Here is a 16853-nt window from a genome sequence, read left to right on the forward strand (position 1 = left end):
ACCGTTCCCGAGACGGTGTCGAGGCTCCCGCTGTTGCAGCGGGAAGGACACTCTGATGTCACTGCGCATCGCGCCCACCCTGGCCGCCGCGGCTCTCACCGCCGCCGGTCTGACCTTCGTCCCGAGTGCGGCGCATGCGGTCGACGCCCAGCCCGTGGGGCTCACCGACGCCATCGCCTGGCTGAACAGCAAGGCGGACAGCAACGGCCTTCTGCCCGGCTTCGACGGCAAGACGGCGAGCATCGCGGTCACCGCCGACGTCGCCAAGAGCCTCTCCGAGGTGGCGGACCCGACCGCCGCGACGGTGGCTAGCAAGGTCGCCGCGGCTGCGCACGGCCAGATCGGCAGCGACTCCGCCGCCAGCCAGGAGATCGCCGCCGGCCTCTGGGCCTCGCAATTCGCCACCCCGGACTCCGGCCTCCTCACCGAGTTGGAGAGTGACATCTCGGACGGCAGTGGCACGGTCTCGGTCACGACGTACCCGGCGCCGACGTACACCCCGACCACCAAGACAAGCACGGTCAACGCCGCTGCTACCGGTCGCCTGACGGACAAGACCTTCAACGAGTACACCGGCACCGACGCCCAGGCGTGGGCTGTGCTCGCGTTGGCACAGGCGGCGTCGGCCAAGACCGACGCCGCCCTCCACTACCTGCTGGATCAGCAGTGCGCTGACGGTGGCTTCCGCACGAAGTTCAGCCCGATAGATGCCTCGGCGCAGACCTGCGCGGACGACTCCGCCTCGACGGACACCGACCTCACGGCCTCCAGCCCCGACGCCACCGGCTCGGCGGTGCTCTTCCTCTCTGCGCTCCCGGCATCGGCGAAGACGGACGCGGTGACCACCGCCCTCAGCAAGGCCACGGACTGGCTCGTGGAAGACCAGTCCAAGGCCGACGGCAGTTTCAGCGAGTGGTACGGCGTGAGCGGGAACTCGACCGGCATCGCCGGGCGTGCCCTGCGGGTCGTCGGCAAGGCGGGTGAGGCGCGGAAGGCCGCCGTCTGGCTCCGCGGCCGTCAGGCCGTGGCCTTCACAGGCTGCCCGACGCCCCTGGCGAAGGACCGCGGTGCGCTCTCCTACAACGAGGACACCTTCGCCGGGAACCTCGCCAGCGGACTCGACGCCGCCGGCGTAGGCTCGGCCGTCTCGGTGACCGCCCAGTCACTCGCGGCCCTCGGGGCGCTCCCGACGACGAACCCCACTCCGACCCTCTCGGTTCCTGCTCTCCGCTCCGGTGCGACAGGCACGCTTCGGATCTCCGGAGCCAACCCCGGCGACGCGCTCTGCGTGACTGTCGCGGGCACGTCGTCGAAGCTCCTTCGCGCTGGTGCCACTGGGGCAAGCATCACCGCACCCACCGGTGTCGCCTCGGCGCCGATCTCGGTCACGACGGCCTCCGGGGCCACGGCCCGTGCCTCATTCGCGATCAACACCGCGACGTCGCTCAAGGTCATCGCCAAGAAGAAGATCAAGCGCGGCAAGCGCCTCGCCGTCACCATCACCGGCCTCTGGGCAGGCGAGAAGGTGACCATCAAGCTCGGCAAGAAGCGGTTCGGCACCGCGCTCGCCAACTCGGGCGGCAAGGCGACCGTGAAGAAGAAGGTCGCCAAGAGCACCAAGCTCGGCAAGGCCAAGCTCGCCGCTACCGGCGCCTTCGCGAACCGCACCGGCACGGTGAAGATCAAGGTCACCCGTTGATCCGGCGCCTGTCAGGGCTGATGGCGGCGGTGGTCCTGGTGGCCTCCGCCGCCATCGGCCTTTCCTCTCCGCCTGCGAGTGCGGCCTACTGCACGTCCTCGGGCGTCGGCGTCGTGGTCGAATTCGGCGACCTCGGTGGCGGCGTGAGCACCGGTTGTGGTTCCGGCGCCAAGGCGTCCAAGGCGTTCACCTCCGCCGGCGTCACGCTCACCGAAGACGCCCAGAACCCCGGCTTCGTCTGCCGAGTCAACGGCAAGCCCGACTCGGGGGACCAGTGCGAGGCGACCAACGCCTACTGGGGCCTCTTCGTCTCCAAGCAGGGTGGAGCCTGGACCTACGCCAGCCAGGGCGTCTACACCCAGCCCGTCGCCTCCGGTGACAGCGTCGCCTTCGTCTGGCAGGACTCCAACTCCCGTACGCCGCCCGGCACCGCCCCGCAGCAGCCGGTTGTCGCGACATCGAAGCCGACGCCTACCGCCACGCCGAGCGCGAAGCAATCCGCGACGTCGGTGAAGAAGCCACACTCGACCGTGGCCTCGAAGACTGCCTCGGCCACCCCGAGGGCCACCCCGACGACCACTGCGTCGGCGAGCTCCTCGACGAGTGCGTCGGTGAGCTCGTCTGCGACGACAACGCCCACCTCGACGGCCTCCGTGAGCTCGGCACCCGCCTCCGCCGCAGTCACCGCAACGACCGACTCGCCCTCCGCGACCTCGTCCACGGGCGACCTCGACGCCACACCGGCGTCGGCCACGGCCAGCGACAGCGGTGGTCTGCCCGGCTGGGCCGGCCCGGCCGTCATCGTCGTGATCATCGCCCTGGCGGGCGGCGTCACGTTGTGGAGGAAGCAGAGCTCTTGATCGGACCGGCGCGCGAGCTCCACCCGGTCGCCTGGTGGTTGTGGGCGATCGGGCTGGCGGCGTACGCCTCCCAGACGACGAACCCATGGCTCCTGCTCACCCTGATCGCGATCGCCGTGGTCGTCGTGGCCGCGCGCCGGACCGAGCAGCCGTGGGCGAAGGCGTTCCGTTACTACCTCATCGCGGCAGCCTTCGTCGTGGCGCTCCGCGTGGCGTTCCGGATCGTGCTGGGCGGGGGAGTGGGCAGCATCGTGTGGCTCGATCTTCCCGAGATCCCTTTGCCTGACTGGGTTCTGGGCATCTCGCTCTTCGGGTCGATCACGCAGGAGTCTGTACTCGCCGGCCTATACGACGGGCTCCGGCTGGCCGGCATCATGGTCGCCGTCGGCGCCGCCAACGCCCTCGCGAACCCCAAACGGTTGCTCCGCTCACTGCCGCCGGCGCTCTACGAGATCGGCACCGCCCTCGTCGTCGCGGTGACCGTGCTGCCGCAGCTCGGCGAGAGCCTGCAGCGTGTCCGCCGCGCGCAACAGTTGCGTGAGAGCCATGCCGGGCGTGCGCACCGGATGCGACGGATCGTCGTCCCCGTGCTCGAGGGCGCGCTCGAGCGATCCCTCAGCCTGGCCGCCGGGATGGACACCCGCGGCTACGGCCGCACAGGTCCGGCCGCACCGGGCGCCCGGCGCCTGACCGGTCTCCTGCTGCTGGTCGGCCTCGGTGGCCTCTGTGTCGGTGCGTACGCCGTCCTCGACCCGACCTTCGTCGCAGGCTGGGCCGCGGGGCTGATGCTCGCTGCCGGTGGCGGCTTGGCGGTGCTGGGCCTGGTGGTCGCAGGGCGCCGGGTGGAGCGCACGATCTACCGGCCCGTGCCCTGGCGCGCGCCGGAGTTGCTCGTGGTCGCGAGCGGTGTCGTCACGGCGGTCGGCGGCTGGCTGGTCGGGCATCATCAGCCGGAGTCCGCCTATCCGTCACTCACGGAGGCACCGTTCGTGACACTCACGGGACTTCTGACGGTCGTGGTCGGCGTACTGCCGGCGGTGGTGGCGCCGATGCCGAGCCCCACCGAGCTGCCCCGACTTCCTGAGCTGTCCGAGGCGGTGGCCGCATGATCGAACTGCGCCACGTCTCCGTCGCCCTGCCGGACCGACCGGCCCCGGTCCTCGACGGCGTCGACCTCACGATCGCGGCGGGCGAGCTCGTCGTGCTCGCCGGCCCGACGGGCGCCGGCAAGTCGACGCTGCTCGGCGTCGTGAGCGGACTGGTGCCGCGGTTCACCGGCGGATCACTCACCGGGGACGTTCTCCTCGACGGTGTCTCGATCCTGCACGCCCCGCCCCGGGAGCGGGCCGAGGTGATCGGTGTCGTCGGCCAGGATCCGGTCGCAGGCTTCGTCACCGACACGGTCGATGAGGAGCTGGCCTACGGCATGGAGCAGCTCGGCCTCGCACCGTCGGCCATGCGTCGACGGGTCGAGGAGACCCTTGATCTGCTGGGGATCGCGGAGCTTCGCACCCGCGATCTCCGCACCCTGAGCGGCGGCCAGCAACAGCGGGTCGCGCTCGGCTCCGTGCTCACCATGCATCCGCGACTCCTCGTGCTCGACGAGCCGACCTCGGCCCTCGACCCCACCGCCGCTGAGGACGTCCTCGCCACGGTGAGCCGCCTCGTCGAAGACGTCGGCGTCAGCGTCCTGATGGCCGAGCACCGCCTCGAGCGGGTCGTCCCCTTCGCCGACCGCATCGCGTTGCTGCGCGGAGACGGTCGGCTTGAGATCGGGGACCCCGCCGAGGTACTCGCAACCTCGCCCGTCGCCCCGCCGCTCGTCGAGCTCGGTCGTCTCCTTGACCTCGATCCCCTCCCGTTGACCGTGCGCGAGGCCAGGAAAGCCGTGCGGGCGGGTTGGGAAGGGGGCGCCGCGCGAGTTCCGCAGCGAGCGGAGCGAGCGAGGATGTCTGAGATAGCGGCGCCCCCTTCCCAAGCTGATCGCACGGCGGAGGCGAAGGCTCTACGCGTCGTGAGGGGCGCGACCGAGGTGCTGAAGGGCCTGGACCTGATACTCCGAGCCGGGGAGATCGCTGCGCTCATGGGCCGCAACGGCTCCGGCAAGTCCACACTGCTCTGGACCCTCCAGGGCTCCCAGGCGCGGAGGGCAGGCAGTGTCGAGATCGACGGGACCGATCCGGCCGCAGTGAAGCCCGAGCAGCGCCGCCGACTCGTCGGGCTGCTGCCGCAGACGGCGAGCGACCTGCTCTACCTCGAGACGGTGGCGGAGGAGTGCGCGGACGGTGGTCCGAAGACGCGCGAGCTCCTCGACCGGCTCGTGCCGGGGATCGACGACGACACGCATCCGCGCGACCTCTCCGAGGGACAGCAGCTGGCCCTCGCCCTCGCGCTCGTCCTCGCCGGTGATCCGCCCGTGATCCTCCTCGACGAGCCCACACGTGGCCTCGACTACGCCGCCAAGTCGGCGCTCGCCGACATCCTCCACAGCCTCGCGGCTGAGGGGCGGAGCGTGCTCGTGGCCACGCACGACGTGGAGTTCGCCGCCCACATCGCCGACCGGGTCCTCGTCCTCGCCGAGGGCGAGCTCATCAGCGACGGCCCGGCACACGCGGTCCTGACCGAGAGCCCCGCGTTCGCCCCTCAGGTCACCAAGGTCCTCGGCGCTCCCTGGCTCACCGTCGAGGACGTACGCCGCGCGCTCGAGGCAGAAGGCGCACCGGCATGACGAGGATGATCCGCCTCTCGGCCCGGAGCGCCTTCACGATCGCGATCGCCAGCATCTTCGGCCTGATCACGCTCGCCTGGCCGCTCCTGGTCAACCGCGCGGACGGCCAGTTGGTGCAGCCGCCCTGGGTCTTCATGCTGCTGCTGCCGATCGTCGTGCTCGTCGTCGTCGCCGAGCTGAGCGAGGATGGCCTCGACGCGCGTGCGCTGGCCATCCTCGGGGTCCTGAGCGCCGTGGATGCCATCCTCCGTGGCCTGAGTGCAGGGACAGCAGGCGTGGAGTTCGTCTTCTTCCTGATCATCCTCGGAGGGCGGGTCTACGGTCCCGCGTTCGGGTTCGTGCTCGGCTGCACGAGCCTCTTCGCCAGCGCGCTGCTCACCGCGGGCGTCGGGCCTTGGCTGCCGTACCAGATGCTCTGCTCGGCGTGGATCGGCCTCGGCGCCGGCCTGCTCCCGCGTCGGATCACCGGCCGGGTGGAGATCGCCGTGCTGGCGGCGTACGGCGTCGTCGTCTCGTTCCTCTACGGGTTGCTGCTCAACCTGCAGGGCTGGCCGATGCTGGCGGGGGTGTCGGTGCCGGGGCATCACGAGCCGCTCGCGTTCGACCCGAGCGCGAGTTTCGCGACCAACGTCGTGACCTTCCTGCGCTACACGCTCGTCACCTCGACGACCAGCTACGACCTGATGCGTGCGCTGACCACCGCTGTCGCGATCGTCGTGCTGGGCGGCGCGGTGATGACGACGCTGCGCCGTGCCGCCCGGCGGGCGACGGTGACCGGCGAGATCAGGGACGCTGCGCCGGCGCGTTGACTCGCGCGACGAAGTCCACCAGCAGCCGGTGTACCCGGTCGGGCTGCTCGAGCGGGATGAAGTGCGACGCCCGCAGCTCGAGGACCTCGGCGTCGGCGAGCTGAGCGGCGGCCGATGCCATTCGACGCGAGGACGACAGCAGGTCGAACGTGCCGCCGACGAACTGCACGGGCACCTTGATCCGGCGCAGCGAGGCGAAGCGGTGGTCGGCCGAGCGCAGCGCGAGGTGGAAGTACCAGTCGACCGGGGTGGTCAGGAACTCCGCCAGCGCCAGCGCCGCGAGCTCGGTGTCGGCCATCCGGCCGATCAGCCCAGTGCGGGAGATGGCATGGATGGTCCACTCGCTGATCGGCAGGCGGCGCGTCAACGGGGACAGCAGGGGACCGACCCGACGCAGCGAACGCGACCAGGACTGCGCGACGATGCGGGTCACGGGGGCCGGGATGCCCAGCGGCCCGAGCAGACCGGCGAAGACGTTGCCCGGCACGCCCGCGACGGCGAAGAGGCCGGAGACCCTCTCTGGGTGGGCGGCCGCGAGCTCGAACATGGTGTTGACGCCCATCGACCAGCCGACGAGGACGGTCTTCGTGATGCCGAAGTGGTCCATCACCGAGAGTGCGTCCTCGACGAAGTGGTCCACGCCGACCGCGGTCGGGTCCGCCGGCCGCTCCGAGCCGCCGGTGCCGCGGTGGTTCCACGAGACGACCCGCACCTCGCAGTCGGACGACAGCAGTGCCGGCCACGACCAGGCCGTGGTCGCCAGGCCGTTGCAGAGGACGACCGTCGGCCCGTCGATGCGGCCGTCGGGATCGTTCGTCCAGGCGCGCAGGACCGTGCCGTCATCGGACAGGACGTCGTAGTAGGCGATCGGGGAGGCGGCTGCGGTGGCCGAGGGTGGAGTCCGCATGCACCGATTCTGCCTGACGGAACCACGTCAGTCGACGAGGGTCTCACGGCCCGAGCGGGTCATGCCGACGCTCGCGGCCACCACGCACGCGATGGCGAGCCACTGCAGCAGCGACAGGGATTCGCCGATCACGGCGAAGGCGGCCAGCGCGGCTGCCGCTGGGTCGAGTGAGACGAGCACGCCGAAGATGACGGGGGACAGGCTGCGCAGCGCGAACATCTCCGCCGAGTACGGCACCACGGAGGACAGCAGCCCGACCGCTGCGCCGATCAGCCAGATCCGCGTGCTGCCGAGGTCGCCCAGATGGCCGCCGCCGACGAGGACCGGCGAGAGGCAGAGGAGGGCGACGGCCGAGGCGATGGCCAGACCGTCGACGCCGGACCAGGCCCGGCCGATGCGTGCGGTCAGGAGGATGTACGTCGCCCACAGGGCTCCCGCCGCGACCGCGAAGAGGACGCCGGCGACTGTCAGGTCACCCGGCTCGAAGCCCAGCAGGGCCACGCCGACGGCCGCGAGTCCGATCCAGATCAGGTCGGCCGGGCGGTGCGACTTCAGGACGGCGAGGGTCAGCGGCCCGGCGAGCTCGATGGTGATCGCGATGCCCAGCGGGATCCGCTCGAACGACTGGTAGATCGCCCAGTTCATCGCGCCGAGAGTGACGCCGAGGGCGAGGACCGGCCAGAGGTCCGGCCAGCGCCTGCCGCGGATGGTCGGCCGCGCCCAGGCCAACAGCACGACCGTCGAGGTGGCCAACCTCAGCCACACCACCGTCGTCGGGGAGATCTCGTCGAAGAGGGACTTCCCGATCGCCGCGCCGAGTTGCACCGAGACGACGCCGAGGATGACGAGGCCGACCGGACCGAGTGAGCGAGGGGCGGCGGGCACGGAGTGACGCTATCGCCGCGGGCCCGGCACACCGTGCGCGGCCCTCAGCTGAAGTCGAGGGCCGTGCACAGCCACCTGTCGTTGCGGCGCTCGAAGCGGGCAGCGATCGCACGGGACCGGTGGCCGTAGCGGACGTGCAGGCCCGCCTCCACGATCTCGTCGGTGACGAAGCAGGTGTGCACGCCGACGACGCGCGGATGCACAGCGGCGACCCGTCCCTCGCCCGGTCGGTGACCACCGGCGCGGCCGACGAGCTCGGCACGGCGCTTCAGATCCTCGAAGACACTCGGGACGCACCACCGGACGAGCTGGCTCGAGGGCCGGTCACCACCGACGATCTCGACCGCGGCCTGGGTGAAGCGGGTGGCCCACAGCTCCAGCTCTCGGCGCGCCGTCCGCCCGATCTCGATGACGTCAGCGCCCGCGCCGGCCCGCTCGGGACGTCGGGTGGGCACGGCCCGCCGGGGCTCCAGCGCGAGGGCGAGGGTGCCCTGCACGCTCGCGACCGGCACGGCCGGGAGACTCACGACGCTCATCGCAGAGCCTCCGGCAGCTCGAGACGCATGCCCGGTGTGATGAGCGAGGGGTCCTCACCGATCACCTTGCGGTTGGCGAGATAGAGGGCATGCCACGCTCGGTCAACATCCTCGTCGCTCGCATCAGCCAATCGGCCGGCCGCGATCGTCCAGAGCGAGTCCCCGCGGCGGACGACGACTGCGCCCTCCGTCCGTTCCTGCGCCGACACCGGCCGACTCGCCGCAGGCCTCGGCGTGTCGTGCCGTGGGACTGCAGGAACGGTCTGCTTCCGGCGCTGCGGCGTCGAGCCGTGCTCCGTCAGGGCGTCGGCGTCCATCGCCCGGTCGGGATAGGGCAGGCCGGCCATCAACGCCGGCACCGCCCACTCGGGATTCCCGCCGGAGTCGGTCCCGGGTGACGCAAGAGCCGGTGAGGCCGACGCCGCGAGGGCCGCACCGCACAGGCTCAGCACCAGTCGGCGTACGGCGACGGGAAGGCCGAGCGAGGACGACGAGGTCAGCGTCGGGGTCGATCCGAGCGACTCGAGGACCACGGCCATGACAGCAAGCCAGGCCCAGAGCAGGCAGAGGAGGAGTGCGACGGCGCAGCCGCGGACGAGCAGCTCGTCGAAGCGGAGCGGGCCGGCCGAAGGCGTGGTGATGAGGCGCCACAGAGGAGCCGCAAGGCCGGCGGCTCCGGCGGAGGCTCCGCCACCCACGCCGAGTCGGCGGAGGAGAGCAAGGGGGTTCGGCAGTCGCATGGGATGTCCTTTCCCGAGAACCAATGCGTTTGCGTCCGTTTATGTATGGAACACGCGCTTTCAGTTCGGGTCAAGGGCACGCGACAGCGGCTGTGGACAACCAACCGACGTCCGGGACGAGGAGCTAGCGGCTCTGGATCGCCGCAAGGGTGGGGATCGGCACGAGCATCAGTTGGGCCGGCTCGCCGTAGCTGACCTCGATGAAGTCCTGCCCGACGCGGACCGGCACCCCCTCGTGACGTCCGCCGTCGGTCTGATGGAAGACGCAGTAGGACGCGGCGTCGGCGAGACGGCGTACGGCCGAAGGGAGCCGGAGCCTCGCGGCCACCGGCCAGGCGACCTCGGGCACGGCACGGCTCCCGACCGGCCTGGCCGACGTGATGACGTTGTGCCGCACGATCCATTCGGCGCCCGCGGAGTCGAGCAGGAGCCAGCCGGTCGCCACACGCTGGAGGGTGCCGGTCACCGGGCCGACGCCGGCGAGGGTGAGGGTGAGCTCGCGCCCGACCTCGGCCATCAGCCGCGAGGCGAGGGTGACATTGACGTACTCGGCCCGCGCCCGGTCCTCGATCTCCTCGGCGCGCTCCGCCGCGAAGGCGGCCCCGGCCTGTGCCTCCAGGTCATCGAGCACCCCGAAGAGGTAGCGCTCCCACGAGGCCTCTCCGGACATGGCCGCAGCCTAGACGGGATTCGGCGGGAGGAAGGCCCGGATTCGGGGGCAGGAAAGCCCGGACTCGGCGTCAGGTGGACTGGTCGTCGTACGGCGGGAGCTCGCCGGGGCGGAGCGGGCGCTGGCGGGGAGTGCCCTGCTTCAGCGGGCCGTCGACGCCGACGTCCTCGGCAGCGAGCTGGCTGATCTGCTTGCGGACGAAGGTGCGCGGGTCGAGGTCGGTCAGCTCGAGGTCGGCGTACTCCGGGCCCAGCTCCTCGCGGAGCTGGTCGCGCGCACCGTCGGCGAACTTCTTGGCCTCGCGGACGAAACGGCCTGCCTGCTTGGCGAACTCCGGCAGCTTGTCGGGCCCGAACACGAGGATCGCCACGAAGGCGATCACTGCCAGCTCAGGCAGCCCGATTCCGAACACGGGTGAACTCTAGGGCTAGAACTTCGAGGTGGGGGTGAGACCCAGCTGAAGACCTGCCAAGCCTCGGCCACGTCCGGTGAGCTTCTCTGCGACCCGGTTGATCTCGACGGCGGCGGGGGCGGTGGGGTCCGCCTCGATGACGGGCTTGCCCGCGTCGCCGCCCTCGCGGAGCGACATCTCGAGCGGGATCTGGCCCAGCAGCGGCACGTCGGCACCGAAGCGCTGGGAGAGCGTCGCCGCGACGCGCTCGCCGCCGCCGGTGCCGAAGATCTCGATCCGGTGCTCCTTGCCCTCAGCCGTGCAGTGCGGGCAGGGGAGGTAGGCCATGTTCTCGATGACGCCGACGACGCGCTGGTGCATCATCTCGGCCATCGTGCCGGCGCGCTCGGCGACCTCGGCGGCGGCCTCCTGCGGGGTGGTCACGACGACCACCTCGGCGTTGGGGAGGTACTGACCCAGCGAGATGGCAGTGTCACCGGTGCCGGGAGGCATGTCGAGGAGGAGGGCGTCGAGGTCACCCCAGTAGACGTCGGCGAGCATCTGACGCAGGGCGCGGTCGAGCATCGGGCCGCGCCAGGCGATGACCTGGTCGCGGCGGGGCTTGAGCATGCCGATCGAGATCACCGAGACGCCCGACGGGGTCGGGACGGGCATGATCAGGTCGTCGACCTGGGTCGGGCGGGAGTCCGCGACACCGAGCATGGCGGGGATCGAGTGGCCGTAGATGTCGGCGTCGACGACACCGACCTTGAGGCCCTGCTTCGCCATGGCGACGGCCAGGTTGACCGTGGTGGAGGACTTGCCGACGCCGCCCTTGCCGGACGCGATCGCGAAGACGCGGGTCAGCGAGCCCGGCTGGGCGAAGGGGATCTCACGCTGTGCGGCACCGCCGGAGAGCATGTTGCGCATCTCCGAGCGCTGCTCATCCGACATGACGCCCAGCTCGAGGTTGACCGACGTGACACCGGGGACGGCGCCGACAGCGGCGTTGACGTCGCGGTTGATCGTGTCCTTGAGCGGGCAGCCGGCGACGGTCAGCAGCACCTTGGTGTCGACGACACCGGCCTCGGAGACCGTCACGGACTCGACCATGCCGAGCTCGGTGATCGGACGCTTGATCTCCGGATCGTTGACGGTCGCCAGTGCAGCCTGGACGCGCTCGAGAAGGGTGGTGCTCGCCGTACTCACAAAGGACAAGCCTACGCGGCGGGACCGTCGTTGCCCTCGTCGGCGTCTCGCTCGTCGTCGCGCTCCTCCAGATCGGAGAGCAGCGAGCGGAGCTCGGAGCGGACGAAGTCGCGGGTCGCGACCTCGCCGAGCGCCATCCGGAGGGAGGCGACCTCACGGGCGAGGAACTCCATGTCGGCCTGTGCCTGGGCGTTGACCCGGCGGTCCTGCTCAGCGATGACGCGGTCCCGGTCCTCCTGGCGGTTCTGCGCGAGGAGGATGAGAGGGGCGGCGTACGACGCCTGCAGGGACAGCACGAGGGTCAGGAAGATGAAGGGGTAGTCGTCGAACTTGAGCGGCGTCAGGTTGACGATCACCCAGGTGATGACGAACGCGGTCATCCAGAGCAGGAAGCGCGCGGTGCCCATGTAGCGCGCGAACTTCTCGGCGAAGACGCCGAACGCGTCGGCGCGGAAGGTCGGCCGCTGCATGAGCGGCCGCTTGACCTCGCGCGGAGTATCGAGGCGGGGACGGGGCGCGGACTCCTTGGCGGAGGCCATCGCCTTGTCCAGAGACCTGTTAGCCATGGGACCTCACCGCCTTGTCGCGCCAGTCGTCGGGAAGCATGTGGTCGAGCAGGTCGTCGACGCTCACCGCGCCGACGAGACGCCCGTCCTCGTCGACCACGGGGGCCGCGACGAGGTTGTACGTCGCCAGGTGGGCCGCGACCTCGTCGAGGGTGCTCTCCGGGCGCAACGGCTCCAAGGAGCTGTCGAGCGCGCCCGCGACGAGGGTCGACGGAGGTTCGCGCAGGAGTCGCTGGATGTGCGCGACGCCCAGGAACTTGCCGGTGGGTGCCTCGAGGGGCGGGCGGCAGATGTAGACGAGCGCGGCGAGGGCAGGGGTGAGCTCGGGGTTGCGGACATGCGCCAAGGCGTCGGCGATGGTCGCGTCCGGACCGAGGATGACCGGCTCGGGCGTCATCATGGCGCCCGCGGTGTCCTCCTCGTAGGACATGAGGCGCTTGACGTCCTCGGCCTCGTCGGGCTCCATCAGCTCCAGCAACTGGGCGGCCGTCTCGGGCGGGAGCTCGTTCATCAGGTCGGCGGCGTCCTCAGGGCTCATCTCCTCGAGGACGTCGGCGGCACGCTCGGAGTCGAGGCCTTCCAGGATCTCGACCTGCTCGTCGTCGGGCAGCTCCTCGAGCACCTCGGCCAGGCGCTCGTCGTCGAGGCTCGCGACGACCTGGTGGCGGCGCTCGCGCGGCAGGTCGTGCAGCATCTGGGCGGCGTCGGCAGGCCGCATCTCGTTGATGGCGTGCACGAGCTGGGTGGCCGGCTGGGAGGCAGAGCGCTGGGCGAGGCCGGTGACGTCGTGCCACTCCACGACATGGGTCTGGCCGCGACGCCGCAGGCCCCCTCTGCCGAACTTCTTGGCGGGCTCCTGCACGGCGACGCGGGAGAGCACCCAGTCGCGGTTCCGGGCCTGCTCCATGGCGACGTCGTAGACGGTGCCGGTGACGCCGTTGGAGTTGATCGTCACCTGTCGGTCGAACATCTGGCCGATCACGAGGGTCTCGGTCGAGCGCTGCTCGAAGCGGCGCATGTTGAGCAGGCCCGTGATGAAGACCTGACCGGTGTCGATGCTCGTCACGCGGGTCATCGGTACGAAGATCCGACGACGACCGAAGACCTCGGCGATCATTCCGAGCACACGCGGCTGGCTGCCTTCGGCCCGGACGCTCACCACGAGGTCCCGGACCTTGCCCACCTGTTCACCGAGGGGGTCGTAGATCGGCAGCCCGACGAGGCGGGCGACGAAGACGCGCGACGGTGTGGTGCTCACTGTGCTGAGGCTAGTGGTTAGGCTCCCGAAGGGCTGGCAGGCAGGCCCTGATCGCGATGTGGCAGGAGTGAATGTGAGCACGCCCCGTAGCCGGCTGGTCGACATCGCCGTGATCGGCGCGATCGTGCTCCTGGTCGGCTCTCTCGTGCTCGTGCAGATCGCGCTCCGGCACCGCGACTCGGAGTCACGCGTGACGCCGTCGCCCTCCCCGAGCGGCTCCGCCAGCATCCAGCACTCCACCGATGGCCCGACGCCCACGGCCACCACGCCGCCGGCGCTGCCCTCGGCGACTGCCCTGCCGTCGGGTGCCTCGACCGGGATCCGTGGTCCGCAGGTCCCGCAGCAGGCCGACCCGAGCAAGGCGCTGTCCTCCCTGGCGGCGAAGGCCCAGGAGAACGCCGCCCTCCCTCTGGTCTTCCGGGTCGCGACCTTCAACGTGCTGGGCGCCTCCCACACCACCAAGCGCGGCGACTCCCGGATCAAGACGTCCTACAGCCTGCGGATGAACTACGCGATCCAGGTCCTCGCCGCGCACAAGGCCGACGTCGTCGGCTTCCAGGAGTACGAGACCCCGCAGGCGAAGCTCTTCACCAAGCTCGTCGGGCCGGTCTGGGGACTGTGGCCGGAGGCGGGCGGTGGGGGAGCGGACGGGCGCAACTCGATCGGCTACCTCAAGAAGAAGTGGGAGCTGGTCAAGGGGACCTCCCTGACCATCCCCTACTTCCACGGCAGCGCCTTCCGCTCGCCCGTCGCGCTGCTGCGTGACCGCAGCACGGGGCGCGAGGTCTGGTTCATCAGCGTGCACAATCCGGCGACCAACTGCGCGGTCTGTGGAGGCAACAACGACCGCTGGCGCGAGGAGGCGGTGCAGAAGGAGATCGCTGCCATCCGCCAGCTGCATGCCGACGGCACACCGGTCGTGCTGATGGGGGATATGAACTCCAAGGACGAGTTCTACTGCTCCATGGTCGGCTCGGGCCTGGGCGTCACCTTCCCCAACCCCGGCACCGTCAGTGGTACGTCGTGCGTCGGTCCGCGTCCGACGACGATCGACTGGATCCTCGGCACGCCGGGCATGACCTGGGCGGGGTATGTCCGGGACCGCAGCCAGTTGACCCGGCTCGCGACCGATCACCCTGTCTACTCCGCGACGGCGATCGTCCCCTGAGCCGTCAGTCGGCGGTCAGTTCTTGAGCGTCGGGTCCGGGCAGAACCAGTAGGTCGTCTGGTGACGCTTGTAGCTCTCGCAGGAGTCGTCGGCCTTCGCGGGGGCGATCGTCGTGGTCGCGGTGATCATCGGGTGGTCAGACATCCGGGGGCTGTTCCGGGTGCGGTAGTCGCGGTTGTAGTCCGAGAAGGTGACCTGGTCGTCGCTGCCCCAGATCCAGTCGATCCAGAGGCTCCCTGAGGGTCGGCACGATCCGCCGGTGGAGTGCGAGCCGTCCGAGGACGTCATGTGCGCTCCGACGGCGATCCGGCAGACGACGGCGCTGCGGTCGTTGAGGTCACCGGTGAAGAAGACCGGCGTGCCGTCGGCGTGCAGCGCGTTGATCCTCGCGATCTCCTTGCTGATCGCCGCGGAGCGGAAGCCGCCGCACTTGCAGCCGAAGACGTCGGCCGGGTTGTGCACGTTCATCCACCAGACCAGTCGGCCGGTCTCCTTGTTGCGCAGCAGCACGACCGGCATGTTGCGGCCCTTGCCGAAGAAATAGGGGATCGACTGCATCTGGCCCTCGACCAGCGTCCACACGTCGGGGTCCCACGCGATCGCGTTCTCGCCGTCGAGCCCGCCGCCCTCGGGATAGGACACGAAGCCACCGGCCGACAACAGCGAGCCGTGCTGGTTCGACTGGAACTCCTGCAGGCCGACCACGCTCACGCCCTTGGCCCGCAGCAGCGCTCCACCGCGTCCGGCACGGCCGGGTCCGTCCTTGGCATGGCTGGAGCCGAGCACGTTGTAGGAGGCGGAGACGAACGTCGTCGGCTTGCTCGGGTCACCACTGACGAGGGTCATGCCCTTCTTGGCATACATGGGCTTGAGCTCGGCGAGGGTGTAGATCCGGGTGGTGAAGCGGACGCCGGGCACCAGCGGCATCGGGCCTGCCGTGGCCGACGGGGATGCGGAGCGGCCCTCGGGCACAGCGGACGGGGTGTCGTCCGTCGTGCGGAGGACGGCGAACGCGCCCGCGACGAGGGCCGCGACCAGCAGTACGACGGCGACGGCGGCATCGCGCCGAGGCCTGCTTCTCCGGGGCCGCGGTCGCTCGCCCGCATGTCGCCCCATGCCCGGGATGCTACGACCGGGCGTGTCGGGTATCCCACTCGCCCTCTTGGCTACTAGCGAGTAACATCCGCACGGTTGCCGTCACCGACACAGAGGAGCCACCCATGGGACGCCTTGCCCAGACCGAAGGTCTCACCGACATCCAGCAGGACATCCTGTCGGCGGTCCACCAGTTCGTGGAGGACAAGATCATCCCGGCGGCCCAGGAGCTCGAGCACTCCGACACCTACCCGCAGGAGATCGTCGACGGGCTCAAGGAGCTCGGCGTCTTCGGTCTGACGATCCCCGAGGAGTTCGGCGGTCTCGGTGAGTCGCTGCTGACCTACGCCCTTGTGGTCGAGGAGATCGCCCGCGGCTGGATGAGCGTCAGCGGCGTCATCAACACGCACTTCATCGTGGCCTACCTGCTGATGCAGCACGGCACGGACGAACAGAAGCAGAAGTACCTCCCCGGCATGGCGACCGGTGAGATCCGTGGCGCCTTCTCGATGTCCGAGCCGGGCCTCGGCTCCGACGTCTCCGCCGTGAGCACCAAGGCCACCAAGCAGGAGGACGGCTCCTACTCGATCACCGGCCAGAAGATGTGGCTCACCAACGGCGGCACGTCGACGCTGGTCGCGCTGCTCACGAAGACCGACGAGGGCGCCGAGTCGGTCTACAAGAACATGACCACCTTCCTCGTGGAGAAGGAGCCCGGCTTCGGGGAGACCGCCCAGGGTGTCACCGTCCCCGGCAAGCTCGACAAGATGGGCTACAAGGGCGTGGAGACGACCGAGCTCATCCTCGAGGGTCACCAGATCAGCGCCGACCAGATCCTCGGCGGCACGCCGGGCAAGGGCTTCTTCCAGATGATGGACGGCGTCGAGGTCGGCCGGGTCAACGTCGCCGCCCGCGCCTGTGGCCTGGCGATCCGCGGCTTCGAGCTCGGCATCAACTACGCCCAGCAGCGCAAGACCTTCGGCAAGGTCATCGCCGACCACCAGGCCGTCCTCTTCCGCCTCGCGGAGATGGCGACCAAGGTCGAGACGATCCACGCGATGATGGTCCGCGCGGCGCGCCTCAAGGACACCGGGAAGCGGATGGACGTCGAGGCCGGCATGGCCAAGATGCTGGCCTCGGAGTTCGCCAACGAGGTCGTCGAGGACTCCTTCCGGATCCACGGCGGTTACGGCTACTCCAAGGAGTACGAGATCGAGCGGCTCATGCGTGAGGTCAAGTTCATGCTCATCGGTGAGGGCACCTCGGACATCCAGAAGATGATCATCGGGCGCTCGCTGCTCAAGGACTACAAGCTCTGAGTTCTATGGGAGG

At 70.1% G+C, this 16853-nt stretch carries 17 protein-coding genes; 7 read left to right on the forward strand and 10 right to left on the reverse strand.

Annotated features, from left to right (window positions below; genetic code table 11):
* Positions 1 to 55: 55 nt before the first annotated feature.
* The 5 genes from LH076_RS04295 to LH076_RS04315 are packed head-to-tail and all read left to right on the forward strand — an operon-like array spanning position 56 to position 6096.
* A complete protein-coding gene (locus LH076_RS04295) occupies positions 56 to 1699 on the forward strand; it encodes a prenyltransferase/squalene oxidase repeat-containing protein (protein WP_227782766.1) in 1644 nt (547 codons plus the stop codon).
* Positions 1696 to 2559, forward strand: coding sequence for a hypothetical protein (locus LH076_RS04300; RefSeq protein ID WP_227782767.1), 864 nt, complete (start codon positions 1696 to 1698; stop codon positions 2557 to 2559). The genes LH076_RS04295 and LH076_RS04300 overlap by 4 nt, the downstream gene beginning before the upstream one ends.
* Positions 2556 to 3668 (forward strand): energy-coupling factor transporter transmembrane component T, encoded by a 1113-nt coding sequence (locus LH076_RS04305; RefSeq protein ID WP_227782768.1) that lies wholly within the window; start codon positions 2556 to 2558, stop codon positions 3666 to 3668. The genes LH076_RS04300 and LH076_RS04305 overlap by 4 nt, the downstream gene beginning before the upstream one ends.
* The gene (locus LH076_RS04310) at positions 3665 to 5287 is read left to right on the forward strand and encodes an ABC transporter ATP-binding protein (protein WP_227782769.1); all 1623 of its coding nucleotides are present in this window, start codon (positions 3665 to 3667) and stop codon (positions 5285 to 5287) included. Before LH076_RS04305 ends, LH076_RS04310 begins: the two co-directional genes overlap by 4 nt.
* Positions 5284 to 6096, forward strand: a complete 813-nt coding sequence (locus LH076_RS04315; RefSeq protein WP_227782770.1) for an ECF transporter S component — start codon at positions 5284 to 5286, stop codon at positions 6094 to 6096. Before LH076_RS04310 ends, LH076_RS04315 begins: the two co-directional genes overlap by 4 nt.
* Here the strand turns inward: LH076_RS04315 and LH076_RS04320 are convergent.
* The 9 genes from LH076_RS04320 to LH076_RS04360 form a co-directional block, all read right to left on the reverse strand.
* Positions 6071 to 7003: an alpha/beta fold hydrolase gene (locus tag LH076_RS04320; protein WP_227782771.1), complete on the reverse strand. Its 933-nt coding sequence runs from the start codon at positions 7001 to 7003 to the stop codon at positions 6071 to 6073. The two genes, LH076_RS04315 and LH076_RS04320, sit on opposite strands and share 26 nt — an antisense overlap.
* A 27-nt stretch (positions 7004 to 7030) precedes the next feature.
* Complete coding sequence (locus LH076_RS04325) at positions 7031 to 7888, reverse strand: EamA family transporter (protein WP_227782772.1); 858 nt, start codon at positions 7886 to 7888, stop codon at positions 7031 to 7033.
* Positions 7889 to 7932: 44 nt separating this feature from the next.
* The gene (locus tag LH076_RS04330; RefSeq protein ID WP_227782773.1) at positions 7933 to 8424 is read right to left on the reverse strand and encodes an Rv3235 family protein; all 492 of its coding nucleotides are present in this window, start codon (positions 8422 to 8424) and stop codon (positions 7933 to 7935) included.
* Positions 8421 to 9164 (reverse strand): LysM peptidoglycan-binding domain-containing protein, encoded by a 744-nt coding sequence (locus tag LH076_RS04335; protein WP_227782774.1) that lies wholly within the window; start codon positions 9162 to 9164, stop codon positions 8421 to 8423. Before LH076_RS04335 ends, LH076_RS04330 begins: the two co-directional genes overlap by 4 nt.
* Positions 9165 to 9288: 124 nt before the next feature.
* Positions 9289 to 9834 (reverse strand): hypothetical protein, encoded by a 546-nt coding sequence (locus tag LH076_RS04340; protein ID WP_227782775.1) that lies wholly within the window; start codon positions 9832 to 9834, stop codon positions 9289 to 9291.
* Positions 9835 to 9904: 70 nt separating this feature from the next.
* The gene (locus LH076_RS04345) at positions 9905 to 10246 is read right to left on the reverse strand and encodes a sec-independent translocase (protein ID WP_321573729.1); all 342 of its coding nucleotides are present in this window, start codon (positions 10244 to 10246) and stop codon (positions 9905 to 9907) included.
* A 15-nt stretch (positions 10247 to 10261) separates the two neighbouring features.
* Positions 10262 to 11434, reverse strand: a complete 1173-nt coding sequence (locus LH076_RS04350; protein WP_227782776.1) for an Mrp/NBP35 family ATP-binding protein — start codon at positions 11432 to 11434, stop codon at positions 10262 to 10264.
* 11 nt (positions 11435 to 11445) lie between these two features.
* The gene (locus LH076_RS04355; protein WP_227783570.1) at positions 11446 to 11973 is read right to left on the reverse strand and encodes a DUF1003 domain-containing protein; all 528 of its coding nucleotides are present in this window, start codon (positions 11971 to 11973) and stop codon (positions 11446 to 11448) included.
* Between the two features lie 19 nt (positions 11974 to 11992).
* A complete protein-coding gene (locus LH076_RS04360; protein ID WP_227782777.1) occupies positions 11993 to 13258 on the reverse strand; it encodes a magnesium transporter MgtE N-terminal domain-containing protein in 1266 nt (421 codons plus the stop codon).
* A gap of 73 nt (positions 13259 to 13331) precedes the next feature.
* Here LH076_RS04360 and LH076_RS04365 point away from each other — a divergent pair, with 73 nt between their 5' ends.
* Positions 13332 to 14426, forward strand: coding sequence for an endonuclease/exonuclease/phosphatase family protein (locus LH076_RS04365; protein WP_227782778.1), 1095 nt, complete (start codon positions 13332 to 13334; stop codon positions 14424 to 14426).
* Positions 14427 to 14441: 15 nt separating this feature from the next.
* Here LH076_RS04365 and LH076_RS04370 read toward each other — a convergent pair whose 3' ends face one another.
* A complete protein-coding gene (locus tag LH076_RS04370; RefSeq protein WP_227782779.1) occupies positions 14442 to 15542 on the reverse strand; it encodes an endonuclease/exonuclease/phosphatase family protein in 1101 nt (366 codons plus the stop codon).
* Between the two features lie 104 nt (positions 15543 to 15646).
* On the opposite strand from LH076_RS04370, the gene LH076_RS04375 reads away from it, so the two are divergent.
* On the forward strand, positions 15647 to 16840 hold the full coding sequence (locus LH076_RS04375) for an acyl-CoA dehydrogenase family protein (RefSeq protein WP_227782780.1): 1194 nt from the start codon (positions 15647 to 15649) through the stop codon (positions 16838 to 16840).
* Positions 16841 to 16853: the final 13 nt, after the last annotated feature.

The organism is Nocardioides sp. Kera G14, assembly GCF_020715565.1.
In the GTDB taxonomy this organism is placed as follows: Bacteria; Actinomycetota; Actinomycetes; order Propionibacteriales; family Nocardioidaceae; genus Nocardioides.